The sequence below is a fragment of the Streptomyces sp. SAT1 genome (assembly GCF_001654495.1).
Lineage (GTDB): Bacteria > Actinomycetota > Actinomycetes > Streptomycetales > Streptomycetaceae > Streptomyces > Streptomyces andamanensis.
The window spans coordinates 3,341,150-3,365,175 of the sequence record NZ_CP015849.1; the positions used below are offsets into that span (position 1 = coordinate 3,341,150).

At 68.9% G+C, this 24,026-nt stretch carries 15 protein-coding genes and 3 rRNA genes; 8 read left to right on the forward strand and 10 right to left on the reverse strand.

Features of this window, described 5'->3' with window-relative positions; all coding sequences use genetic code 11:
- Nucleotides 1-43: 43 nt before the first annotated feature.
- The 3 genes from A8713_RS14525 to A8713_RS14535 form a co-directional block, all read right to left on the reverse strand.
- Nucleotides 44-748, reverse strand: coding sequence for a phosphatase PAP2 family protein (locus A8713_RS14525; protein WP_064533890.1), 705 nt, complete (start codon nt 746-748; stop codon nt 44-46).
- A gap of 252 nt (nt 749-1,000) precedes the next feature.
- Nucleotides 1,001-2,002: a C40 family peptidase gene (locus A8713_RS14530; RefSeq protein WP_064533891.1), complete on the reverse strand. Its 1,002-nt coding sequence runs from the start codon at nt 2,000-2,002 to the stop codon at nt 1,001-1,003.
- Between the two features lie 253 nt (nt 2,003-2,255).
- The gene (locus A8713_RS14535) at nt 2,256-3,053 is read right to left on the reverse strand and encodes a trypsin-like serine peptidase (protein WP_064533892.1); all 798 of its coding nucleotides are present in this window, start codon (nt 3,051-3,053) and stop codon (nt 2,256-2,258) included.
- Between the two features lie 470 nt (nt 3,054-3,523).
- Here A8713_RS14535 and A8713_RS14540 point away from each other — a divergent pair, with 470 nt between their 5' ends.
- The 6 genes from A8713_RS14540 (at nt 3,524) to A8713_RS14565 (ending at nt 10,873) form a co-directional block, all read left to right on the forward strand.
- Nucleotides 3,524-3,832 carry a hypothetical protein gene (locus tag A8713_RS14540; RefSeq protein WP_014673544.1) on the forward strand — a complete coding sequence of 103 codons (309 nt, stop codon included), beginning with the start codon at nt 3,524-3,526 and terminating at the stop codon, nt 3,830-3,832.
- 255 nt (nt 3,833-4,087) lie between these two features.
- Nucleotides 4,088-4,942: a hypothetical protein gene (locus A8713_RS14545; protein WP_064533893.1), complete on the forward strand. Its 855-nt coding sequence runs from the start codon at nt 4,088-4,090 to the stop codon at nt 4,940-4,942.
- Nucleotides 4,932-6,269 carry a hypothetical protein gene (locus A8713_RS14550; protein ID WP_064533894.1) on the forward strand — a complete coding sequence of 446 codons (1,338 nt, stop codon included), beginning with the start codon at nt 4,932-4,934 and terminating at the stop codon, nt 6,267-6,269. The genes A8713_RS14545 and A8713_RS14550 overlap by 11 nt, the downstream gene beginning before the upstream one ends.
- Entirely contained in the window at nt 6,266-7,825 is a 1,560-nt protein-coding gene (locus tag A8713_RS14555; RefSeq protein WP_064533895.1) for an SCO6880 family protein, read from the forward strand. The genes A8713_RS14550 and A8713_RS14555 overlap by 4 nt, the downstream gene beginning before the upstream one ends.
- Nucleotides 7,826-7,839: 14 nt before the next feature.
- Entirely contained in the window at nt 7,840-9,267 is a 1,428-nt protein-coding gene (locus tag A8713_RS14560) for an ATP-binding protein (protein WP_064533896.1), read from the forward strand.
- Between the two features lie 13 nt (nt 9,268-9,280).
- On the forward strand, nt 9,281-10,873 hold the full coding sequence (locus tag A8713_RS14565; RefSeq protein ID WP_064533897.1) for a type IV secretory system conjugative DNA transfer family protein: 1,593 nt from the start codon (nt 9,281-9,283) through the stop codon (nt 10,871-10,873).
- 12 nt (nt 10,874-10,885) lie between these two features.
- Here the strand turns inward: A8713_RS14565 and A8713_RS14570 are convergent, their stop codons facing one another.
- From A8713_RS14570 to A8713_RS34715, 5 genes are all read right to left on the reverse strand, one after another.
- Complete coding sequence (locus tag A8713_RS14570) at nt 10,886-11,464, reverse strand: GNAT family N-acetyltransferase (protein ID WP_064533898.1); 579 nt, start codon at nt 11,462-11,464, stop codon at nt 10,886-10,888.
- 68 nt (nt 11,465-11,532) lie between these two features.
- Nucleotides 11,533-11,649: ribosomal RNA gene (rrf, locus tag A8713_RS14575) — 5S ribosomal RNA — on the reverse strand.
- Nucleotides 11,650-11,733: 84 nt separating this feature from the next.
- A 23S ribosomal RNA gene (locus A8713_RS14580) occupies nt 11,734-14,854 on the reverse strand.
- Between the two features lie 305 nt (nt 14,855-15,159).
- Nucleotides 15,160-16,684 (reverse strand): 16S ribosomal RNA (locus A8713_RS14585).
- Together the 16S, 23S and 5S rRNA genes form the textbook arrangement of a ribosomal RNA operon.
- A gap of 655 nt (nt 16,685-17,339) precedes the next feature.
- Nucleotides 17,340-17,891 carry a MarR family winged helix-turn-helix transcriptional regulator gene (locus tag A8713_RS34715; RefSeq protein ID WP_018566425.1) on the reverse strand — a complete coding sequence of 184 codons (552 nt, stop codon included), beginning with the start codon at nt 17,889-17,891 and terminating at the stop codon, nt 17,340-17,342.
- Between the two features lie 185 nt (nt 17,892-18,076).
- On the opposite strand from A8713_RS34715, the gene A8713_RS14600 reads away from it, so the two are divergent.
- Complete coding sequence (locus tag A8713_RS14600; RefSeq protein ID WP_173860971.1) at nt 18,077-19,348, forward strand: MFS transporter; 1,272 nt, start codon at nt 18,077-18,079, stop codon at nt 19,346-19,348.
- Nucleotides 19,349-19,441: 93 nt separating this feature from the next.
- On the opposite strand, the gene A8713_RS14605 is transcribed toward A8713_RS14600, so the two are convergent.
- Together A8713_RS14605 and A8713_RS14610 are read right to left on the reverse strand one after the other, a co-directional pair.
- Entirely contained in the window at nt 19,442-21,151 is a 1,710-nt protein-coding gene (locus tag A8713_RS14605; RefSeq protein WP_064533900.1) for an ATP-binding SpoIIE family protein phosphatase, read from the reverse strand.
- 231 nt (nt 21,152-21,382) lie between these two features.
- Entirely contained in the window at nt 21,383-22,759 is a 1,377-nt protein-coding gene (locus tag A8713_RS14610; protein ID WP_064533901.1) for an NAD(P)/FAD-dependent oxidoreductase, read from the reverse strand.
- A gap of 395 nt (nt 22,760-23,154) precedes the next feature.
- Between A8713_RS14610 and A8713_RS14615 the strand changes: the two genes are divergently transcribed.
- On the forward strand, nt 23,155-23,940 hold the full coding sequence (locus A8713_RS14615; protein WP_064533902.1) for a TetR/AcrR family transcriptional regulator: 786 nt from the start codon (nt 23,155-23,157) through the stop codon (nt 23,938-23,940).
- The last annotated feature ends 86 nt before the right edge of the window (nt 23,941-24,026 follow it).

Here is a 24,026-nt window from a genome sequence, read left to right on the forward strand (position 1 = left end):
GGCGACGGTCACCGGCCCGGCCGCGGCCGCGGCCGGACAGGTCCTACGCCGCGAGGTCCCGCTCCTGCGCCGAGGCGTGCTCCTCGCCGCGCGCCCCGGGCAGCACCGGGTTCACCCCGGTGTCCCGGCGCCCGCGCACCAGCCAGCCGCCCCAGCGCGTCCCCTCGACCGCCCGCAGCACCGGAGTGAGCAGCGCCGTCGCGACCGGGGACAGCAGCAGCGCGACCGCCGTACCGAGCGCGAACCCGCCGACCACGTCGGTCGGGTAGTGCACGCCCATGTACACCCGGCAGAACCCCTCCAGCAGCGCGAGCCCGATCCCGGCCAGACCGAACCGCCGGTCGGCCACGAACAGCGCGGCGCCCATCGCCATGGTGAGCGTCGCGTGGTCGCTCACGAAGGAGAAGTCGGTCTTGCCCGGCACGAGCACATCGAGGCCCTGGTGGTCCAGGAAGGGCCGGCGCCGCTCCACGAAGCCCCGGATCGGCACGTTCACCAGGACGGCGAGGCCGGCCGCGAGCGGCGCCCACACCAGCGCGGCCACGGTCGGGGCGGCGTCCGGCCCGCCCCGCCGCCGCACCGACCACCAGCACCAGACCACCAGCAGCACCATGGCCAGCAGCAGCCCGTACTCCCCGACGAACTCCATGGTCCGGTCGAACCAGTGCGGCGCGTCCTTGGCGAGGCCGTTGATGTCGTAGAGCAGGTCGACGTCGGGGTTCGACCCGGATTCGGCGAGTCCAGCCATCGTGCTGCGGCCCCTTCGTCGTGTCCCTCCGGCCGCACCCTGCGTGCGCCGCTCCTGCCACCCCCGTGGTCGTAGGTCCGCCTCCGCCGCCGGCACGCGTGCGTGACGCGTGCTCCGTCAGACATCCGCCGGGCTACGTCAACAGGAACGCACGACCTCGATTCATACGTTCCACACTCCACCGAAAGATCACGCAGACGTTACCGAAGAGAGACTCATCACCGCAGCTCAGGGGGCAGGTTCACGCTGGGTTCACGCCGTGACGGGGAGTGCTTTCGCGCCATCTTCGGTGACCCGGGTGGCGCCGAAGTAGTCGGGGGTGTCGATCGGGTCGAAGCGGATCACGGCGCCGGTCCGCGGCGCGTCGATCATGTAGCCGCCGCCGACGTAGATGCCCACGTGCCGGATGGCCCGCGAGTTGGTCAGATCGTCGGAGAAGAAGACCAGATCTCCCGGGAGCAGTTCCTCCCGCGCCGGGTGCGGCCCGGCGTTGTACTGGTCGTTGGCGACGCGCGGCAGCGTGACCCCCACACTGTGGTACGCGGCCTGCGTCAGCCCCGAGCAGTCGAACCGCCCGCCCTGCGCCGCGGTCCCCTCGCCGCCCCACAGATACGGCGTGCCCAGCTTGCTCTGCGCGTAGGAGATGGCTCCCGCCGCCTGCTCGGAGGGATCGATTCGCGCCACCGGCGCCGCGAAGCTCTGCGCCAGCGTCGTGATCGTCTTCACATAGTTCCGCGTCTCGGAGTACGGCGGTACGCCCCCGTACCTGATGACCGCGTCCGCGCCCGCGTTGTAGGCGGCGAGCATGTTGTGCGTGGCGTCACCGGGCACGCTCTTCACATAGCCGGCGAGTTCGCAGTCGTAGGACGCGGCCGAGGGGATCGCGTCGTCCGGGTCCCAGACGTCCCGCTTGCCGTCGCCGTCGCCGTCCACGCCGTGGGTGGCCCAGGTGCCGGGGATGAACTGCGCTATGCCCTCGGCCGCCGCCGCGCTCCGGGCGTTCGGGTTGAAGCCGCTCTCCTGGTACAACTGAGCCGCCAGCAGCGCCGGGTTGATGGCGGGACAGAGGTTGCCCCACTTCTGCACGAGGCTGCTGTAGGCGGCCGGGACGGCGCCCTTGGCGAGCCCGACGGCCCCGCGGCCGATGCCGCCCGCCAGGTTCCCGGCGGTGAGGTACACCCCGACGACGAGTGCCAGCACGAAGGCGAGCACGGAACTGACGGCGGCGATCCCCACGACCCATGCCCTACGCACCGTCAACCACCCCTCGCCGCCCAGGAGTCCGCTGGGGACATATTAGAGGCGCGGCGCCCGTTTCCGGGATGATCACACACGCCGAAAACAGGCCGAAAACCGCCTGTACCCCACTCCCGCCCCGGCTTCCCCGGCTGCCCCCCTCAGCTGCCCCGGACGACTCCGGCCCGCTCCCGCCCGGCATCTGCTCCGGTCCGCTGCCGCCGGGCGTCTACCTGGGCCGGCCCAGCGGCCAGGGGCCGCGGCGCGTCCTTCAGGGATCGCCCGCGGCGTCCCGGTACAGCTCGGCGGCCTCGGTGCCGAAGGCGACGCTGTAGGACGTGTCCGCCGTGGACCCGCCCATCTCATGGCCGCCGAGCACCCCGACGACCTCACGGCGCCGGTTGACCCACGGGCTGCCGCTGGTGCCGCTGGTGAACTCGGGGCAGTCGATGCGCTGCTGGGTACTGCTGTGCTCGCTGGGCCGGTTGAGGCAGCTGATGGGCTCCTCGGCGGAGTCGGGGTAGCCGGTGACGGTCACGGCGGTGGCACCGGTCGCCGTACCGGCGGCGAAACGATTGCCCCCGACCCGGTCCTCGATCTCCTGCCCGTCCAGCGGGGCCAGTACGGCGAAGGCCAGGTCGCTGTCCTCGTCCTCGCCCTTGGTCCAGCCGCCGGGCAGGAAGCGCTTCTCGACCTTCCACTTCCCGTAGGGCGCCTCGCCGTCCCGGTAGCCGGGCACGAAGACGAGGTCGGTGTCGTCGGCCAGGCAGTGGGCGGCGGTGAGGATGAGGTCGCGGTCCGGGCTGTGCACCACCGAGGCGGTGCAGAAGTGCCGGCCGCGCAGCGTGCCCGCGTCACCGGCGTCGAACAGCGCGCCGACGCGCGCGCTCAACGGGGTCACCGAGGCGACGGCGGTCACCCCCAGCGGACCCTGGCCGTCGTCCGCCGCCGCCACGGAGGCGGACGTCACGGCGATCAGCATCAGGCCCACGAACAGCGCCTGGTTGCGGGCGCGGGCACGCGGGCGTCCGTGATGTACGGGGCTCGGGATACCTGAGGTGCGCTTCATCGGTCACCACTGTGTCTCAAGAAGGTGAGAAAGGGATCCCGACTTCGCTGAGATTTTCCTGTGAAACCCCCGTTCACCGCACACTCTGCCCCGCATCGCCCGGCTTGTCCCACCGCCCGCTCTTACCGCGCACACGTACGCCCGCGCAGCGCGCACGCGGGAGTACCGCACCCCGGCCGGCCCGGACCGTGAGACCATCGGAACGTCCGCTTCACCCGACCGGCCGTCAGAAACCGGACCGGGGCGCAAAAGTGACGAAAAGTGACAACGACGGAACCACACCACAGGTTCCGGTACGACCTCATTGCCCGGCGTGACCTGCCGTGATACACAGAGTGACCATACGTACGAAACTCGCCAGCCGATGGCGCCAAGTCGACATCCGCGGGCGGCATTGTCAGGGACAATGAGGCCTGACCTCTGCGTGCCCGCAGAGGCCGTGGAACTACCCACCAGGGGCGGTGACTTACATGCTCTTTGCGGCCGACAAGGGAGACATCAACACCATCATCGGCGGGATCGCTCCGGACTGGGGGCCCTTCGGCAGCCTGGGCAACGAGGCGAAGGTGATGATCGAGGTCGTGATGGCGGTGGCCATCCTGCTCTGCCTCGGCATCGCCGTCTGGGGCGCCGCCAAGCAGCGGATCGGCGCGACCGCCCTGCGCGACACCTTCAGCGCGGAGCAGGGCAAGGGCCTGATCATCGCCGGTCTCACCGGGGTCTTCATCATCGGTTCCCTCGGCACCCTGTTCACCATCGTGTACGGCATGGCGGTGTAGACCGTGCGACCCATCTGACGGCGCACACCCGCGCACACCGCGCACGGTGCGCCGTTCCAGCCGCCGGCCGTCCCGTCCGGGCGCGTCCGGTGCCCCCGTTGCCCCCCACCCACCCACCGTGCCGACCGGCCGAGGTTGCGTTTCCCTGATGTCGAGTCACCACACCGCGCCCGCGCGGGAACCAGCGCGACTACCGTCGTACTTCCACGCGTTCCGCCACGAGGCCGAGGTCAAGGACGAGGGGGCGTACCGGGCATGAGTCTCGGAGACGAGCACGGACACGGCGACTCCGCACGCGCCGACAGCGACCCGTACGGCGGCGGCCAGACCCGCACCAGACTCCCCGACCGGGCGGGCGACCCCTACGGCGGCGCCCGCCGCGGCGCCCGCTCCTCCTCGCGCGGAGTGGTCACGGTGGTCGCCGTGGTCGTCCTCCTCATCGCCGCGATCGCCTTCGCGAACCGCGGCAGCGGATCCTCCGGCAGCGCCTCCCGCGGCGGCTCCGGCGCCCGCGCCGAGGCCGCGGCCACCGCCCCCACCGGCACCCGCCCCGTCACCACCAGAACCGCCGGCCTCCCCTCCGGCTTCGCCCACGACCAGCAGGGGGCACAGAGCGCGGCGGCCAACTACGCGGTGACGCTGGGCTCGACCGGCATGTTCAAGAAGGACAGCCGGCACTCCATCGTGAACCTCCTCTACACCCCCGAGGCCGCGGCGAAGCTCCAGGACCCCCTCGACCATGCCTACTCGGCCGACTTCCTCGCCAGGATGGGCCTGGACGCCAACGGGAACTCCCCGGCGGGCAGCACCTTCGTCTCCCGCGTGACCCCGGTCGGCACGACCGTCCGTCAGTACAGCGCCACCGACGCGCGGATCTCGGTCTGGTACGTGGGACTCATCGGCATGTCCAAGGCCGCCACGACCGATCCGATCACCTCGTCCTGGAAGACGTGGACGTTCGATCTGCGGTGGAACCAGAACGACTGGAAGATCGTCTCCGACACGCAGCAGAACGGCCCGGCACCGGTCCCCGGCGACGACAAGGCCGCCACCTCCGACCAGATCCGCAAGGCCATCGAAGAGTACGGAGGGTTCACGTATGCCCGGTAGCAGGCAGCGCGCGCTCAGGCTCACCGGAGTCGTGGCGGCCGTACAGGCATCGGTGGTGCTGCTGGCGACCCGCGCCGTCGCCGACCCCTCCCCCTCGTCCACTCCCACGGCATCGCCCACGGGTGACGACAGCAAGTGCGACCTGATCTTCGGCCGGGCACGGCAGTACTGCGAGCGCGGCAACGGGGCCAGCCGAGACACCCCCTCCGCTCCGCCCTCCACCGCCGACCCTCTCTCCTCCCTCGCCAAAGGCTGCGCCGACGCCGCCTCCTGGACCGTCAAGCAGCTCAGCAAGGCGGTGCAGGAGACCGCCGCGGTCGACTTCACCAACCAGAAGTTCCTCCAGCAGTACGCCATCGTCTTCGCCGCCTCGGCCATCCTCACGCTCCTGCTGTGGCTGCTGGCAGTCGCCAAGCGGGCCGTGCGCGGCGTACCGCTGTCCACCGCGCTCTCGGAAGCCGTCGGCTTCCTCTGGCTGACGGTGCTCGCCTCCGCCTTCACCCCGCTGATCCTCTACACGGTCGTCTCCGCGACCGACAGCGTCAGCGACGTCCTCGCCAAGGCCACGGGCGACCAGACCGGCACGTTCTTCGGCACGTTCGCCGGCGCCCTGGACAAGGGCACCGACATCGGCGGCGGCCCGATCATGCTGATCCTGGTCTCGATCATCTCGATCCTGGCCGCGGGCGTGCTCTACCTGGAGCTGTTCCTGCGGGCGATCCTGCTCTACGTCGGCGCCCTGCTCGGCGTCGTCGTCTACTCCGGGCTCGTCGACAAGAACCTGTGGGGCCACGTCCGCCGCTGGGCGGGCATCATGATCTCCGTCATCCTGGTCAAGCCGGTGATCGTCATCGTGCTCGGCCTCGCCAGCGCGCTCTCCACCGACGACGGCCCCGACGCGCTCGCCGCCGTCGTCTCCGGCCTCGCCATCATCCTGCTCGCCATCTTCGCCAGCGCCATGATCTACCGCTTCGTGCCCGGCTTCGGCGACGAGATCGCCGCCGGCCGCAACAACCGCATCATGCAGGGCGCCGAAGGCAAGGCCGCGGCCGTCATCAGCTCCCCGGCGAGCCTCGTCGCCCAGGGCATCAAGACCCACAGCACCCGGGCCGACAGCGGCGGCGCGGCCGGTGGCGGCGCCTCGGCGCCCCGCCCCGCCAACCAGACCGCCGGCGGCTTCGCCGCGCACGGCTCGCGCGCCGGCGACAGCGGCGGCTCCGTCCCCTCCGCCGCCCCCGCTCCCCGCGCCCCCAGCCCGGTGAACACCCCCCACGCCAGCAGCACCCGCAACAGCAACACCCATCGCACGGGAGGTGAAGGGCGTTGACGACCGAGTCCCACGTGTCCCCCGCGGTCACGCCCCGCCGTACATATCTGATCGGCCGCGCCCGGCCGAACGCCATCGTCGGACGCAACCGCGAGACCGGCGAGATCTCACTGATCATCGCCGGCGCCGCCCTCGGCATGCTCTGCGGACTCCTCGTCCCCGTGCTGTCCCTGCGCATCGTCCTGCTGGCCGGCTTCCCGCTGCTGGCCCTGGCCGCCGTCTACGTGCCCTACAAACACCGGACCTTCTACAAGTGGTTCGAGATCAACCGCAGCTTCAAGCGCACCGTCAAGCGCGGCGCCGTCTACCGCTCCGGTGTGATGGAGGCCGGCACCCGCAGCGACGGCCGGGAGATCGAGATCGGCCCGCCGCCCGGCATCGGCCGGATCACCTGGCTCGCCGCGCCGTTCGGCCCGGACGAGATCGCCGTCCTGCTGCACGCCGACCGCAAGACGGTCACCGCCGCCATCGAGATCGAGGGCCCCGGCGTCGGACTGCGCGACTCCGAGGACCAGGAGGCCCTCGTCGACCGGTTCGGCACCCTGCTCAAGCACGTGGCCAACGGCGACGGCTTCGTCACCCGCCTCCAGATGCTCGCCCGCACCCTGCCCGCCGACCCCGACGCGCACGCCAAGGACGTCTCCCAGCGCGGCGACGAACGCGCCCCGCAGTGGCTCCAGGGATCGTACGAGCAGCTCCAGTCCATGGTGTCCACCAGCAGCGAGCAGCACCGCGCCTACCTCGTCGCCTGCATGCACTTCAGCCGCGAACTGGCCGCCGAGGCGCACGCGATGGCCCGCGCCGCCCGCCCCGGCTCGGGCCGCAGGCTCGACCGCGACGCCGGGCTCGCCGTCGTCATGGCCCGCGAGCTGACCGACATCTGCTCCCGCCTCCAGGAGGCCGACATCCGGGTGCGCCAGCCGCTCGGCCAGGGCCGCCTCGCCTCGCTGATCCACTCCATGTACGACCCGGACCACCCGATCGACCACATCCAGGCGATGACCCAGCGCAACGCCTGGCCGGCCGAGCTGGACGCCATGGAGCCGACGTTCCTCCAGGCCAAGACCCGCGAGTCCGCGACCCGCGAGCCCTGGTGCCACGCCACCGCATGGGTCAAGGAGTGGCCGATGACCCCGGTCGGCGTCAACTTCCTGGCGCCGCTGCTGGTCCACACCCCGGACGTGATCCGCACGGTCGCCGTCACCATGGACCTGGAACCCACCGAGGTCGCCATCGAGCGCATGCTGACCGAGAAGACCAACGACGTCGCCGAGGCCAGCCGCGCCGCCAAGATGAACCGCACCGTGGACCCCCGCGACGTCCAGGCCCACCACCGCCTCGACCAGCGCGGCGACGACCTCGCCAGCGGCGCGGCCGGCGTCAACCTCGTCGGCTACATCACCGTCTCCTCCCGCACCCCCGAGGCCCTGGCCCGCGACAAGCGGACCATCCGCGCCTCCGCCGGAAAGTCGTACCTGAAGCTGGAGTGGTGCGACCGCGAGCACCACCGCGCCTTCGTGAACACGCTCCCGTTCGCCACCGGAATCCGACGGTAGGGGCTGATGCTCTGATGCGGGACCCGCTGACCGCACTCACGGACGCCTTCACGTCCTTCCTGTTCGGGAAGGTGGAGACGACCCGGCTGCCGGTGCGCACCTCCACGGGCCAGGCCCAGGCGGTCTACCTGCCCACGGCCGCGCCCGGCCTCGGCGACTCGGGCGTCATCATCGGCCGCGAGGTGTACTCCGGGAAGGGCTACATCTACGACCCCTTCCAGCTGTACGGCCAGCAGCTCCCCGCCCCGCACTGGCTGGTCCTCGGCGAGTCCGGCAACGGCAAGTCGGCCCTGGAGAAGACGTACGTCCTGCGCCAGCTGCGCTTCCGCGACCGCCAGGTCGTCGTCCTGGACGCCCAGGGCGAGGACGGCGTCGGCGAGTGGAACCTCATCGCCGAGGAGCTGGGCATAACTCCCATCCGCCTCGACCCGACCGCCGCCCTCAACCACGGCATCCGCCTCAACCCGCTCGACCCGTCGATCACCACCACCGGGCAGCTCGCCCTGCTGCGGACGATCGTCGAGGTCGCGATGGGCCACGGCCTGGACGAGCGCTCCGGCTTCGCCCTCAAGGTCGCGCACGCCTACGTCAACGAGACGATCGTGCAGCGCCAGCCGGTCCTGTCCGACATCGTCGAGCAACTGCGCCACCCCGAACCGGAGTCGGCGGAGGCGATGAACGTCGCCACAGACGACGTCCGCGCCTGGGGCCTGGACGTCGCCCTGGTCCTGGACCGCCTGGTCGACGGCGACCTGCGCGGCATGTTCGACGGCCCGACCACGGTCGGCATCGACCTGGACGCGCCGCTGATCGTGTTCGACCTGTCCCACATCGACCGCAACTCCATCGCCATGCCCATTCTCATGGCGATCGTCGGCGTGTGGCTGGAGCACACCTGGATCCGCCCCGACCGCAAGAAGCGCATCTTCCTGGTCGAAGAGGCCTGGCACATCATCAACAGCCCGTTCGTGGCGCAGCTGTTCCAGCGGCTGCTGAAGTTCGGACGCCGGCTCGGCCTGTCCTTCGTCGCCGTCGTCCACCATCTGTCCGACGTGGTCGACGGCGCCGCGGCGAAGGAGGCCGCCGCCATCCTGAAGATGGCCTCGACCAGGACGATCTACGCCCAGAAGGCCGACGAGGCGAGAGCCACCGGCCGGGTCCTCGGCCTGCCCCGGTGGGCGGTGGAGATCATCCCCACCCTCACCCCGGGCATCGCCGTGTGGGACGTCAACGGCAACGTCCAGGTCGTCAAACACCTGATCACCGAGACCGAACGGCCGCTGGTCTTCACCGACCGCGCCATGACCGAGTCCTCGCACGACCGCCTCGCCTCCGACGACGCCCTGCGCGCCGCCGAGCTGGAGGCCGAGCAGCGGGCGGCGGCCTTCGTGGAACAGCATGTCCCCGACCTGGGCGGCTCCTCCGAGTCGACGGTGGCATAGGAGAGGCGGGCAGGTGAGACCCGACGACCGCGCCCCGGGCAGGGGCCGGAGCCAGGGCGGCATCCCGGACGGCCTGCTGGTCGGCCTGCTCGCCTTCCTGCTCGGCATGACCGTGCTGGTGTGGACGGCGACGGGTCTGGCCGGGCTGTTCACGCACGGCTCCTGGCCGTCCGGCGTCAGCTTCCCCCGTACGCCCCTGGCCATGCGCCACCTCGCCACCGACCCGCACGACATCCCCGGCGCCTGGCCCGACACCCCGCCCGGCAGCCTCTCGGGATACGGGCTGTTCTGGGGCCTGCTCATCGGCCAGCTGATGGTGCTGTTCGTACTGACCGTCTTCGCCATCGGCACGACCGCGCGCTGGCGCGCGAGCCGGGCCCGGCGGCGCGCCGAGGCCGGGGCCGCCCGCACCCGCCCGGCGACGGCTCCCGCCCCGCCCGGGACTGCCGCCCCCTGGCAGGAAGCCGCACCCGCGCCGGCATCCCACGAGGTCCCCGGCGCACCGGTCCCGCCGCAGCACCACCCCGCGCCGCCGGACGCCGTGCGACCGCCCGCACCGGCCCAGACCGCGTCTGCGCCGGCCACGGCGGCATCCCTCCCGGCACCGGTACCGGCTGCCTCCGAGCCAACGCCGCAGCCGACCGTAGAGACCGCCGTAGAAGCCGCCGTGGAGACCGTCGCACGGCCCACGCTCGTCGTGGCGCCGAAGGAGAGCCGCCGGGCGACGGCCGCGCAGGCGGTCCTCGACGCCGCCGGTCCCGCCCTGGTCGTCACGTCCGACCCCGCGCTGTGGCAGGACACCAAGGACGCCAGGGCCAAACTGGGCCCGGTCCTCCTCTACGATCCCGCCCACCTGTGCGAGACCCCGGCCAGGCTGCACTGGTCGCCCCTGTCGGGCTGCGCGGACAAGGACACGGCGGTGGCACGCTCCGGCGCCCTGCTCGCCCCGGTCCACTCCACCGCGAAGATCGACCAGACGCTGAACGACACCGCCCGCACGCTCCTGCGCTGCTATCTGCACGCCGCCGCCGTCGACGGCCGTACGGTCCGTCATGTGCACCGCTGGTCGCAGGGCACCCAACTCCAGGAAGCCGTAAGGATCCTGCGGACCAACCCGAAGGCCGCGACCGGCTCGGCGGGCGAACTGGAGGCCGCGCTCACCGCGCACCCCGACCGCCGCGACCAGGCCCAGGAGCTGACCGGCCGCGCCCTCGCCGCCCTCTCCACGGTGAACATCCGCGAGGCGTGCACACCGCACCGAAATGATGCGGTCGCCTTGGATTCCTTCGTCAATGAAGGGGGAACGCTTTACGTGGTGGGGGAATCCATCGAGGATCCCCGTACCAACCCGGGTGCCATGCCCCTCCTCACGGCACTCGCCGCAAGCGTGGTCGAGCGCGGCCGGCGCATGGCCGAACGGTCATCCTCCGGTCGGCTCGACCCACCACTCACGCTCGTCCTCGACGACGTGGCGGCCGTCGCCCCGCTGCCCCAGCTCCCCGAGCTGCTGGCCCACGGCGCTGACCGCGGCCTGCCGACACTGGCCCTCATCCGCTCCCGCGAACAGGCCCGCGCCCGCTGGCCGCACGACGAACTCCCGGCCTGACCTCACGGCCATTCAGGGGCGTTCGAGGACGTACTCCAGCTCGTTCGCGTCGGGGGCGGAGGCCAGCGGGACCGTCCGGCCGGTCGGCAGGAAGCCGACCCTGCGGTAGAAGCGCTGGGCCCGGCCGTTCTCCTCGTGGACGATCAGCCGCACCCGCTCCGCACCGATCTCCCAGGCCCAGCGCAGCGCCTCGTCGAACAGCACCTCCGTGAGCCCGCACCCCCGGTGCTCGGGCCGTACGTACACGCCCACGAGATGTCCCTGGCGCCGCTCGATCGGGAACCCGGCCCAGTCGGTCGTACCGGCCTCCTCCATGAGCAGGGTGACCGACCCGACCCAGGTCCCGTCCGGTCCCTCGGCGATGAACTGCCGTACCTCGGTGGACCCTTCGGCAGCCCCGGCCGCCCGCTCCCGCCAGAACGAGTCCGGCCGCTCCACGGCCTCTTCGTACGTCTCCAGGAAGGCGAGGTGCGCCACCGGGTCCTGGAGCGCCTCCAGCCGCAGTGCCTTCACGGCCGGCCACTCGTCGGCGCGTATGGCGCGGACCAGGTACTTCTCGTCGTGCTTGTCGACCCTGTCGGAGGTGCTCATGGGGCCTACGGTAATGCAGACAAAAGAAAAGGCCCACACCGTGAGGTGTGGGCCTTTCCTGAATGATTGTTCGGCGGTGTCCTACTCTCCCACAGGGTCCCCCCTGCAGTACCATCGGCGCTGTAAGGCTTAGCTTCCGGGTTCGGAATGTAACCGGGCGTTTCCCTCACGCTATGACCACCGAAACACTATGAAACAATCAACCGCACCATGTGTGGCACATGGGGTTGTTCGTGGTTTCAGAACCAACACAGTGGACGCGAGCAACTGAGGACAAGCCCTCGGCCTATTAGTACCGGTCACCTCCACACGTTACCGTGCTTCCAGATCCGGCCTATCAACCCAGTCGTCTACTGGGAGCCTTACCCCATCAAGTGGGTGGGAGCCCTCATCTCGAAGCAGGCTTCCCGCTTAGATGCTTTCAGCGGTTATCCCTCCCGAACGTAGCCAACCAGCCATGCCCTTGGCAGAACAACTGGCACACCAGAGGTTCGTCCGTCCCGGTCCTCTCGTACTAGGGACAGCCCTTCTCAAGACTCCTACGCGCACAGCGGATAGGGACCGAACTGTCTCACGACGTTCTAAACCCAGCTCGCGTACCGCTTTAATGGGCGAACAGCCCAACCCTTGGGACCGACTCCAGCCCCAGGATGCGACGAGCCGACATCGAGGTGCCAAACCATCCCGTCGATATGGACTCTTGGGGAAGATCAGCCTGTTATCCCCGGGGTACCTTTTATCCGTTGAGCGACGGCGCTTCCACAAGCCACCGCCGGATCACTAGTCCCGACTTTCGTCCCTGCTCGACCCGTCGGTCTCACAGTCAAGCTCCCTTGTGCACTTACACTCAACACCTGATTACCAACCAGGCTGAGGGAACCTTTGGGCGCCTCCGTTACCCTTTAGGAGGCAACCGCCCCAGTTAAACTACCCATCAGACACTGTCCCTGATCCGGATCACGGACCCAGGTTAGACATCCAGCACGACCAGACTGGTATTTCAACGACGACTCCACACACACTGGCGTGCACGCTTCAAAGTCTCCCAGCTATCCTACACAAGCCGAACCGAACACCAATATCAAACTGTAGTAAAGGTCCCGGGGTCTTTCCGTCCTGCTGCGCGAAACGAGCATCTTTACTCGTAGTGCAATTTCACCGGGCCTATGGTTGAGACAGTCGAGAAGTCGTTACGCCATTCGTGCAGGTCGGAACTTACCCGACAAGGAATTTCGCTACCTTAGGATGGTTATAGTTACCACCGCCGTTTACTGGCGCTTAAGTTCTCAGCTTCGCCCCACCGAAATGGAGCTAACCGGTCCCCTTAACGTTCCAGCACCGGGCAGGCGTCAGTCCGTATACATCGCCTTACGGCTTCGCACGGACCTGTGTTTTTAGTAAACAGTCGCTTCTCGCTGGTCTCTGCGGCCACCCCCAGCTCAGACCGTAAAGATCCTCACCAGACGTGGCCCCCCTTCTCCCGAAGTTACGGGGGCATTTTGCCGAGTTCCTTAACCATAGTTCACCCGAACGCCTCGGTATTCTCTACCTGACCACCTGAGTCGGTTTAGGGTACGGGCCGCCATGAAACTCGCTAGAGGCTTTTCTCGACAGCATAGGATCATCCACTTCACCACAATCGGCTCGGCATCAGGTCTCAGCCGTATGCAAGGCGGATTTACCTACCTCGCGGCCTACACCCTTACCCCGGGACAACCACCGCCCGGGATGGACTACCTTCCTGCGTCACCCCATCACTCACCTACTAACCGCTCGGTTCAGCGGCTCCACCACTCCCCTCAACTCCGAAGAGATCAGGGCGGCTTCACGGCCTTAGCATCACGATGCTCGATGTTTGACGCTTCACAGCGGGTACCGGAATATCAACCGGTTATCCATCGACTACGCCTGTCGGCCTCGCCTTAGGTCCCGACTTACCCTGGGCAGATCAGCTTGACCCAGGAACCCTTAGTCAATCGGCGCACACGTTTCTCACGTGTGAATCGCTACTCATGCCTGCATTCTCACTCGTCAACCGTCCACGACTACCTTCCAGTGCCGCTTCACCCGGCAGACGACGCTCCCCTACCCATCCACACACCCGTTGGGGCTATTTGCGTGAATGACACGACTTCGGCGGTACGCTTGAGCCCCGCTACATTGTCGGCGCGGAATCACTAGACCAGTGAGCTATTACGCACTCTTTCAAGGGTGGCTGCTTCTAAGCCAACCTCCTGGTTGTCTCTGCGACTCCACATCCTTTCCCACTTAGCGTACGCTTAGGGGCCTTAGTCGATGCTCTGGGCTGTTTCCCTCTCGACCATGGAGCTTATCCCCCACAGTCTCACTGCCGCGCTCTCACTTACCGGCATTCGGAGTTTGGCTAAGGTCAGTAACCCGGTAGGGCCCATCGCCTATCCAGTGCTCTACCTCCGGCAAGAAACACACGACGCTGCACCTAAATGCATTTCGGGGAGAACCAGCTATCACGGAGTTTGATTGGCCTTTCACCCCTAACCACAGGTCATCCCCCAGGTTTTCAACCCTGGTGGGTTCGGTCCTCCACGAAGTCTTACCTCCGCTTCAACCTGCCCATGGCTAGATCACTCCGCTTCGGGTCTTGAGCGTGCTACTCCACCGCCCTGTTCGGACTCGCTTTCGCTACGGCTACCCCACAACGGGTTAACCTCGCAACACACCGCAAACTCGCAGGCTCATTCTTCAAAAGGCACGCAGTCACGAGATGCAGCAAGCTGCATCCGACGCTCCCACGGCTTGTAGGCACACGGTTTCAGGTACTATTTCACTCCCCTCCCGGGGTACTTTTCACCATTCCCTCACGGTACTATCCGCTATCGGTCACCAGGGAATATTTAGGCTTAGCGGGTGGTCCCGCCAGATTCACACGGGATTTCTCGGGCCCCGTGCTACTTGGGTGTCTCTCAAACGAGCCGCTAATGTTTCGACTACGGGGGTCTTACCCTCTACGCCGGACCTTTCGCATGTCCTTCGCCTACATCAACGGTTTCTCACTCGTCCCACGGCCGGCAGACCGTGGAAGAGAGATCCCACAACCCCGCATACGCAACCCCTGCCGGGTCTCACACGCATACGGTTTGGCCTCATCCGGTTTCGCTCGCCACTACTCCCGGAATCACGGTTGTTTTCTCTTCCTGCGGGTACTGAGATGTTTCACTTCCCCGCGTTCCCTCCACACTGCCTATGTGTTCAGCAGCGGGTGACAGCCCATGACGACTGCCGGGTTTCCCCATTCGGAAACCCCCGGATCAAAGCCTGGTTGACGACTCCCCGGGGACTATCGTGGCCTCCCACGTCCTTCATCGGTTCCTGGTGCCAAGGCATCCACCGTGCGCCCTTAAAAACTTGGCCACAGATGCTCGCGTCCACTGTGCAGTTCTCAAACAACGACCAACCACCCATCACCCCGGGACAACATCCCGAGTGCACTGGGGCCGGCAACCGAAGACAGACCTTACGGCCATGCCCTCAGACACCCAACAGCGTGCCCGACACAGACTCACCCTCGAACCCACGTTCCACGCCGAAGCAGTACTAGTGATCCTCAGAACCATCCGTGCCGAGTAGTCAACGTTCCACCCATGAGCAACCAGCATCGGACATTCGCCGATGTACTGGCCTCTGACCAGCCGAAACCGGTGAGAAGTGCTCCTTAGAAAGGAGGTGATCCAGCCGCACCTTCCGGTACGGCTACCTTGTTACGACTTCGTCCCAATCGCCAGTCCCACCTTCGACAGCTCCCTCCCACAAGGGGTTGGGCCACCGGCTTCGGGTGTTACCGACTTTCGTGACGTGACGGGCGGTGTGTACAAGGCCCGGGAACGTATTCACCGCAGCAATGCTGATCTGCGATTACTAGCGACTCCGACTTCATGGGGTCGAGTTGCAGACCCCAATCCGAACTGAGACCGGCTTTTTGAGATTCGCTCCACCTCACGGTATCGCAGCTCATTGTACCGGCCATTGTAGCACGTGTGCAGCCCAAGACATAAGGGGCATGATGACTTGACGTCGTCCCCACCTTCCTCCGAGTTGACCCCGGCGGTCTCCCGTGAGTCCCCAGCACCACAAGGGCCTGCTGGCAACACGGGACAAGGGTTGCGCTCGTTGCGGGACTTAACCCAACATCTCACGACACGAGCTGACGACAGCCATGCACCACCTGTACACCGACCACAAGGGGGACCCTGTCTCCAGAGTTTTCCGGTGTATGTCAAGCCTTGGTAAGGTTCTTCGCGTTGCGTCGAATTAAGCCACATGCTCCGCCGCTTGTGCGGGCCCCCGTCAATTCCTTTGAGTTTTAGCCTTGCGGCCGTACTCCCCAGGCGGGGCACTTAATGCGTTAGCTGCGGCACGGACGACGTGGAATGTCGCCCACACCTAGTGCCCACCGTTTACGGCGTGGACTACCAGGGTATCTAATCCTGTTCGCTCCCCACGCTTTCGCTCCTCAGCGTCAGTATCGGCCCAGAGATCCGCCTTCGCCACCGGTGTTCCTCCTGATATCTGCGCATTTCACCGCTACACCAGGAATTCCGATCTCCCCTACCGAACTCTAGCCTGCCCGTATCGACTGCAGACCCGGGGTTAAGCCCCGGGCTTTCACAACCGACGTGACAAGCCGCCTACGAGCTCTTTACGCCCAATAATTCCGGACAACGCTTGCGCCCTACGTATTACCGCGGCTGCTGGCACGTAGTTAGCCGGCGCTTCTTCTGCAGGTACCGTCACTCTCGCTTCTTCCCTGCTGAAAGAGGTTTACAACCCGAAGGCCGTCATCCCTCACGCGGCGTCGCTGCATCAGGCTTTCGCCCATTGTGCAATATTCCCCACTGCTGCCTCCCGTAGGAGTCTGGGCCGTGTCTCAGTCCCAGTGTGGCCGGTCGCCCTCTCAGGCCGGCTACCCGTCGTCGCCTTGGTGAGCCACTACCTCACCAACAAGCTGATAGGCCGCGGGCTCATCCTGCACCGCCGGAGCTTTACAGTCTCCAAGATGCCTTGGAGACTCGTATCCGGTATTAGACCCCGTTTCCAGGGCTTGTCCCAGAGTGCAGGGCAGATTGCCCACGTGTTACTCACCCGTTCGCCACTAATCCCCACCGAAGTGGTTCATCGTTCGACTTGCATGTGTTAAGCACGCCGCCAGCGTTCGTCCTGAGCCAGGATCAAACTCTCCGTGAATGCTTCCCCGTAATCGGGGCGACACCACGAGAGCGGAACCAAGGGGAAGGAATGTTCCCCCGGTTCACAGCGTCCTCGCTGTGTTTTCTTCAAAGGAACCTCGTCCCGACCATGACGGCCGGAGACGGGGTATCAACATATCTGGCGTTGACTTTTGGCACGCTGTTGAGTTCTCAAGGAACGGACGCTTCCTTTGTACTCACCCTCTCGGGCTTTCCTCCGTGCGCTTCCCTTCGGTCTTGCGTTTCCGACTCTATCAGATCCTTTTCCGATCCGATTTCCTCGGTGCTTTCCAGGTTCCCGCTTCCGCGTTCCCCTTTCCGGCGGTTCCGACTCTATCAGATCTTTTCTCGACCTGACCCCCAGTCAGCGGGGTCCGTCTTCCCGGCCGTTGGGCCGTTCCGACGTCCCAAACCTTAGCGGATCCGCTCGCTGATTCCCAATCGGGCCCTTGGCGGATCCGTTCGGTATCGACGAGTTCCATTCGAATTGAATTCGGGCACGCCGAAATCAACCCGGCTGGGAGATCGTGCTGATGGTGTGGGTGCCGCAGTGCGGCGGGAGGTGTTGTCGAGGAACCGTTACGGCTCCGCGGCAACCCGAAGAACTCTACGGATCGGGCAGAGGCGTGTCAAGGAGCCCCTGTCAAGATCTTTTAGTCGAGGTCGCTGAGGCGTCCGCCGGCGTCCGGCTGGGCGTGCTCCACCCGGCGCAGGAGCCGGGTCAGCACCTCGCCGAGCACGGCGCGCTCCGCCGGGGAGAGGTCCTGGAGGAGGTCGCCCTCGAAGACCGTGGCGAGGCGCATGGCCTCCATCCACTTCTCCCGGCCCTCCGGGGTCAGCTCGACGATGACGCGGACGCGGTTGTTCTCGTCGCGTTCGCGGGTGACCAGGCCCTCGCCGACCATGCGGTCGATGCGGTGGGTCATCGCGGCCGGGGTGAGGCCGAGGCGCTTGGCGAGGTCGCTCGGGCCGAGGCGGTAGGGCGCCCCGGAGAGGACGAGCGCCTTGAGCACTTCCCACTCGGCGTTGCTGATGCCCAGCTCGGAGGTCTGGCGGCCGTAGGCGACGTTCATCCGGCGGTTCAGGCGGGACAGCGCCGAGACGATCTTCTCGACCTGGGGGTCGAGGTCCTGGAACTCGCGCTGGTAGGCGGCGATCTGCTCTTCGAGTGTCGGCTCGCTGCCGAGACCGGGGGTGTCACCCATGTCCGCAGTATGGCACGGACCGGCTTGGCATTGAAGTCCTTCCAGGTGTACTCTTTAGCTTCGAACTTTAGTCTTGAAGTCTTCAGGGTTAACTCCTGATCACTTCAATGACCGGCGACCGTACGACCAGAGCTTCGGCTTGAGAGATGAGAGAGGTGAACGTGACCAGGGCGATGGGCGCAGCGATGCGCCGGATCCACGTGGGCAACGCACTCAGCGCGTTCGGGCTCGGCTTCACCGTCCCCTACCTGTACGTCTATGTGGCGCAGGTGCGGGGACTGGGGGCCATGACGGCGGGGCTCGTGCTCGCCGTCTTCGCCGTGGCCGCGCTGATAGTGCTGCCGTTCGCCGGCCGGGCGATCGTGCGCCGCGGCCCGCTGCCGGTCCTGCTCGCCGCCCTGGTCACCGCCGCGCTGGGAGCGCTGAGCCTGGGGCTCGCGGGCGGGGCGACGGCCGTCCTGCTGTCGGCGGCGGCCCTGGGCGCCGGACAGGCCGTGATGCAGCCCGCGCTGGCCACGATGATCGTGGACTGCTCGGAGTCGGAGACCCGCTCGCGGGCGTTCGCGATGCAGTTCTTCCTGCAGAACCTGGGTCTCGGTGTCGGCGGCCTCATCGGCGGGCACCTCGTGGACACCTCGCGGGTCTCCTCCTTCACCCTGCTGTTCGCGATCGAGGCGGCGGTGTTCCTGCTGCTGGTCGCGGTCATGGCGACGGTGCGCATGCCGCGTGCCCCGCGCGTCGAGGCGGCCGCGGACGCCGGACCGGGTGCGGGCCGCACCGGCTGGCGCGCGGTGCTGGGGAACCGGGCCATGGTGCAGCTGTGCGTGCTGGGCTTCGTGCTGTTCTTCGCCTGCTACGGGCAGTTCGAGTCGGGTCTGAGCGCGTACGGCGTGGAGGCCGCGGGGATCTCGACGTCGGCGCTGGGCACCGCGCTGGCGGCGAACACGCTGATGATCGTGGTGGCGCAGTTCGCCGTGCTGAGGTTCGTGGAGCGGCGGCGGCGCTCGCGGGTGATCGCCGCGGTCGGCGTGATCTGGGCGGTGGCCTGGGCCACGGCGGCGTACGCGGGTCTCGGGCACGGCAGCCAGACGATGGCGACGGCCGCCTTCGTGTCGACGTACGCGCTGTTCGGGCTGGGTGAGGCGATGCTGTCGCCGACGCTCGCCCCGCTGGTGGCGGACCTCGCCCCGGAGGGTCTGGCCGGTCAGTACAACTCGGCGTTCGCCCTGGTGAAGCAGCTCGCGCTGGCCGTCGGTCCGGCGGTGGGCGGTCCGCTGGCGGCGTCGCTGCCGGGGCCGTACGTGGTGACCTTCCTGCTGTTCTCGCTGGGGATCAGTGCGCTGGCGCTGCGGCTGGGCCGGGGGCTGAGCTCCGTGCAGGATCATCCGTGGGCCGCGCGGACCCGGGTGGTGGCGCGCGGTGGGGCCGCGGCGGAGCCGGTGGCCGCGGAGGTCTGAGCGTGAGCGCGGGCAAGGCGGCCGTCGTCCTCGGGCGACGGCCGCCTTGCCGTGTCCCCGGCCGGGTGCGGGCGGCTGACCTCGCCGCGGGGATCAGGGCCGTCGGCCCGGCAGGGTGAACTCGCACCAGACGGCCTTTCCGCCGCCCGGGGTGCGGCGGGCGCCCCAGTGGTCGGCGATGGTGGCGACGATGGCGATGCCCCGGCCGGACTCGTCCGCGGGTTCGGCGCGGCGGCGCCGGGGCAGGTGGTCGTCGCCGTCGGTGACCTCGACGATCAGTCGGCGGTCGGTGCGGCGCAGCCGCAGCCGCATGGGCGGTGTGCCGTGCTGGAGGGAGTTGGCGACGAGTTCGCTGGCCGCGAGGACGCCCGCGTCGCGGAGTTCCGGCGGGAAGCGCCAGCTGGCCAGGACGCCGGAGGCGAAGGCACGCGCGCGGGGCGCGGCTTCCACGCCGCCGAGGAGTTCCAGCGCGGCGTTGCGGAACAGTTCGCGGTCGGGGCCGGTGCGGGCGGGATGCTGGAGGACGAGGACGGCGACGTCGTCGTCGTGGTCGGCCTGGACCCCGGCGGAGCGGACCAGGCGGTCGCAGACGACCTGGGGGGTGCCGGTGGCGCCGGCCAGGGCGCGTTCCAGGGCGGCGATGCCCTCGTCGAGGTCCGCGTCGCGGCGTTCCACCAGGCCGTCGGTGTAGAGCACGGCCGTGGAACCGGGGGCGAGCGGGACCGAGCCGGAGGCGTGCATCCAGCCGCCGGTGCCCAGGGGCGGGCCGGTGGGTTCGTCGGCGCGTACGACGGTGCCGGTCTCGTCGCGGACGAGGATCGGCAGGTGCCCCGCGGAGGAGTAGACCAGCCGGCCCTCGTTGGGGTCGTGGACGGCGTAGACGCAGGTGGCGATCTGGTTGGCGTCGATCTCGGCGGCGAGGCCGTCCAGGAGCTGGAGGATCTCGTGCGGCGGGAGGTCCATGCGGGCGTAGGCGCGCACGGCGGTGCGCAGCTGGCCCATGACCGCGGCGGCGCGCACCCCGCGGCCCATGACGTCGCCGATGACGAGGGCGGTGCGTCCGCCGCCGAGGGTGATGACGTCGTACCAGTCGCCGCCGACGGCGGCTTCGGTGCCGCCGGGGTGGTAGGTGGCGGCGACGCGCAGGTCGTCGGGCTGTTCCAGCACCTGGGGCAGCAGGGAGCGCTGGAGGGTGACGGCGGTCTCGCGCTGGCGGCGTTCGCTGGCGCGCAGGCGGTCGGCGGCCTCGGCGTGGTCGGTGACGTCGGTGGCGAAGACGAGCACGCCCGCGCCGCCCTGGGCGGTGGCGCGCTCGCCGGGACCGGGGTCGCGGACCGGGGTGCAGGTGAAGGTGTAGGAGCGGCCGTCGGGTGCTCTGCGGGACTTCAGGGTGCGGGGTCTGCCGCTGCGCAGGACCTGGTCGAGGAGCGGGAGCAGGCCCAGTTCGCGCAGTTCGGGCAGGGCGTCGCGGGCGGGTTCGCCGAGCGGGCGCGCGCCGAAGGCCGTGGTGTACGCGTCGTTGAGGTAGGCGAGGCGGTGGTCGGCGCCGTGGACGAGGGCGACGAGGGCGGGGACGCGGTCGAGGACCTCACGGGCGGGGAGCCCGTCGACGCCGGGCGGGGGCGGGCTCCCGTCGGTCTGCCGCTCGCCGCGGGCGGCGGGCACGGAGCCGTCGGAGCGCCGGTCCGGGTCGGGCGCGGAGCCGTCGGAGCGCCGGTCCGGTGCGAGACCGGTCCGCGCCGCGGCACGGCGCTGTGTTCCGGGGATCGGGGGGAGCCGGGCGCTCCAGCGCGTGAAGTTCACGAATCCTTGCCTCGTGTCGGTGGTGTCGGTCCGGCTCCGGGCCCGGCCGGGGTGCGGGGCCGCGCGGGGCGGCCGGCCTTCTCCGGCCCCGGGTGCGGCACGGTGTCCGTGCGGATACGGCGGCCGGGACGGGCGGCTTCCGCCTCCGGTCGTGGACCAGTCTGGCAGTGCGGGCGCCACGCGACGGCATCCGTGGGACGCGGTGGCGCCCGGCGGAGTTCCGCGGTCCGGTCAGGACGACCCTTTCGGGTCGGTGTCCGGGTCGAGGGGGTGTTTTCCCCCGGCCGCGAGTTCGAATTCGGCGCGGGGGTGTTCCAGGGACCCGAGGGAGACGATCTCCCGTTTGAAGAGGCCGGCGAGCAGCCATTCGGCGAGGACGCGGGCCTTGCGGTTGACGGTGGGGACCCGGCTGAGGTGGTAGGCGCGGTGCATGAACCAGGCCGGGTAGCCCTTCAGCCTGCGGCCGTAGACCTGGGCGACGCCCTGGTGCAGTCCGAGGGAGGCGACCGAGCCGACGTAGCGGTGCGCGTACGTCTCCAGGGGTTCGCCGCGCAGCGCGTGGGCGATGTTGTCGCCGAGGACCTTCGCCTGGCGGACCGCGTGCTGGGCGTTGGGCGCGGTCTCCTTGCCGGGTTCGGCGGCGGTGACGTCGGGGACGGCGGCGGCGTCGCCCGCGGCCCAGGCGTGCTCGGTGCCCTCGACGGTCAGCTCGGCGGTGCACCGGACGCGGCCCCGGCCGTCGAGCGGCAGGTCGGTGGCGGCCAGCAGGGGGTGCGGCTTGACCCCGGCGGTCCACACGACGGTGCGGGTGGGGAAGCGCTGCCCGTCGCTGAGCACGGCGACACGGTCGGCGCACGACTCCAGGCGGGTCCGCAGGAGCACCTGGATGTTGCGGCGGCGCAGTTCGGTGACCGTGTAGCGGCCCATCTCCTCGCCGACCTCGGGCAGGATGCGGTCCGAGGCCTCGACGAGGATCCATTTCATGTCCTCGGGCCGGATGTTGTGGTAGTAGCGGGCGGCGTAGCGGGCCATGTCCTCCAGTTCGCCGAGCGCTTCCACGCCCGCGTAGCCGCCGCCGACGAAGACGAAGGTGAGGGCGGCGTCGCGGATGGCGGGGTCGCGGGTGGAGGAGGCGATGTCCATCTGCTCGATGACGTGGTTGCGCAGGCCGATGGCCTCCTCGACGGTCTTGAAGCCGATGCCGTGGTCGGCGAGACCGGGGACGGGCAGGGTGCGCGCGACGGAGCCGGGGGCGAGCACGAGTTCGTCGTACGCCAGGTGCTCGGTGCCGCCCTTCTCCTCGGTGGCGAGGGTGGCGAGGACGGCGGTGCGGTGCGCGTGGTCGACGGACTTCACCTCGCCCGCGACGACCCGGCAGCCGCCGAGGACGCGGCGCAGCGGTACGACGACGTGCCGCGGCGAGATCGCGCCGGCCGCCGCCTCGGGCAGGAACGGCTGATACGTCATATAGGGGTCGGGCGTGACGACGGTGATCTCGGCGTCGCCCCGCAGCAGCTCCCGTTTCAGCCGCCGCTGGAGGCGCAGAGCCGTGTACATCCCGACGTAGCCGCCGCCGACAACGAGAATGCGCGCACGTTCCTTCACCATCCCATGACGCACCCGTGACTCTCGTTTGTCCACAGCCCCGGCGATTTGTGTGACCGCCGGGCGGCCGGGCGCAGGATTGGCCTGATCACCGGGGGCCGGGTCAGGTGCGCAGGTCAGCGCGGGTGGGTGGGGGTGCGGAGCGGGTCGTGGGGCGCGCCGGGGCGGCTCGTACTCCGATCGGGGGGCGGTCCGTGCGGAACTGCCCCTTCTGAATTGACTCCCACTCAACTATGTTCGTGTGTCGTCGGGGTGTGGGGGAAGTGACCGGACGAGTCGGCGGGTCCCGCCTGGTCTCGCGGAACGGCTCGGTCGTGCGCGGTCCCCGTTCAGCGCATCCCGGAATTCAGTGGCGGGGAGAGTCTCCGGGGGGAGACGTCATTACCGGGGGATCGGCTATGCACATTCAGGACACTCATTGGTCCACCGCGTCCGCTGTCGCGGCCGGTGGCGGGGCGATGGGCGCGGCGGTGGGCGGACGCGGGGAGGATCCCCGGTCGGTGCGGACCACTCCGCTGCGCGTGGACGCACAGCGCAACCTCGAACACGTGCTGCGGGCGGCGCGCGAGGTCTTCGGCGAGCTGGGGTACGGCGCGCCGATGGAGGACGTGGCACGGCGCGCCCGGGTCGGCGTGGGCACGGTGTACCGGCGCTTTCCCAGCAAGGACGTCCTGGTGCGGCGGATAGCCGAGGAGGAGACCTCCCGGCTGACCGACCAGGCACGGGCCGCGCTCGGCCAGGAGGACGAGCCGTGGTCGGCGCTCTCCCGGTTCCTGCGCACCTCGGTGGCGTCCGGTGCCGGGCGGCTGCTGCCGCCGCAGGTGCTGCGCGTCGGGGTCGCGGAGGAGCGGGCCGGCGAGACGGACGGCGCGGACGGCGCGCGGGTGCCGCAGCAGCGGTCCGAGCCGGGCGCGGGCGAGCTGCGGCTGGTGTCCGACCGGGACGCCGCGCTCGCACCGGAGGCGGTGGACGACACGGGAGCCGCGGAGCTGCTGGAGGTCGTGGGCCGGCTGGTGGAGCGGGCCCGCGCGGCGGGTGAGCTGCGGACCGATGTCTCGGTGTCGGACGTGCTGCTCGTGATCGCCACGGCGGCGCCCTCGCTGCCGGACGCCGCCCAGCAGGCGGCGGCCTCGGCACGGCTGCTGGACATTCTGCTGGAGGGGCTGCGGTCCCGGCCGGTGTGAGCGCGCGGGGCGGGTTCTCCCGGTGACGGCGACGGGACGCCCGTATGGGATGCCTGAATGGGATGCCTGAATGGGATGCCCGTGCG

Coding starts and splice junctions, on each gene's coding strand:
- A8713_RS14525 (WP_064533890.1), bottom strand. CDS start 748: ATGGCTGGACTCGCCGAATCCGGGTCGAACCCCGACGTCGACCTGCTC.
- A8713_RS14535 (WP_064533892.1), bottom strand. CDS start 3,053: ATGAAGCGCACCTCAGGTATCCCGAGCCCCGTACATCACGGACGCCCG.
- A8713_RS14540 (WP_014673544.1), top strand. CDS start 3,524: ATGCTCTTTGCGGCCGACAAGGGAGACATCAACACCATCATCGGCGGG.
- A8713_RS14545 (WP_064533893.1), top strand. CDS start 4,088: ATGAGTCTCGGAGACGAGCACGGACACGGCGACTCCGCACGCGCCGAC.
- A8713_RS14550 (WP_064533894.1), top strand. CDS start 4,932: ATGCCCGGTAGCAGGCAGCGCGCGCTCAGGCTCACCGGAGTCGTGGCG.
- A8713_RS14560 (WP_064533896.1), top strand. CDS start 7,840: ATGCGGGACCCGCTGACCGCACTCACGGACGCCTTCACGTCCTTCCTG.
- A8713_RS14570 (WP_064533898.1), bottom strand. CDS start 11,464: ATGAGCACCTCCGACAGGGTCGACAAGCACGACGAGAAGTACCTGGTC.
- A8713_RS34715 (WP_018566425.1), bottom strand. CDS start 17,891: ATGGGTGACACCCCCGGTCTCGGCAGCGAGCCGACACTCGAAGAGCAG.
- A8713_RS14600 (WP_173860971.1), top strand. CDS start 18,077: ATGCGCCGGATCCACGTGGGCAACGCACTCAGCGCGTTCGGGCTCGGC.
- A8713_RS14610 (WP_064533901.1), bottom strand. CDS start 22,759: ATGGTGAAGGAACGTGCGCGCATTCTCGTTGTCGGCGGCGGCTACGTC.
- A8713_RS14615 (WP_064533902.1), top strand. CDS start 23,155: ATGCACATTCAGGACACTCATTGGTCCACCGCGTCCGCTGTCGCGGCC.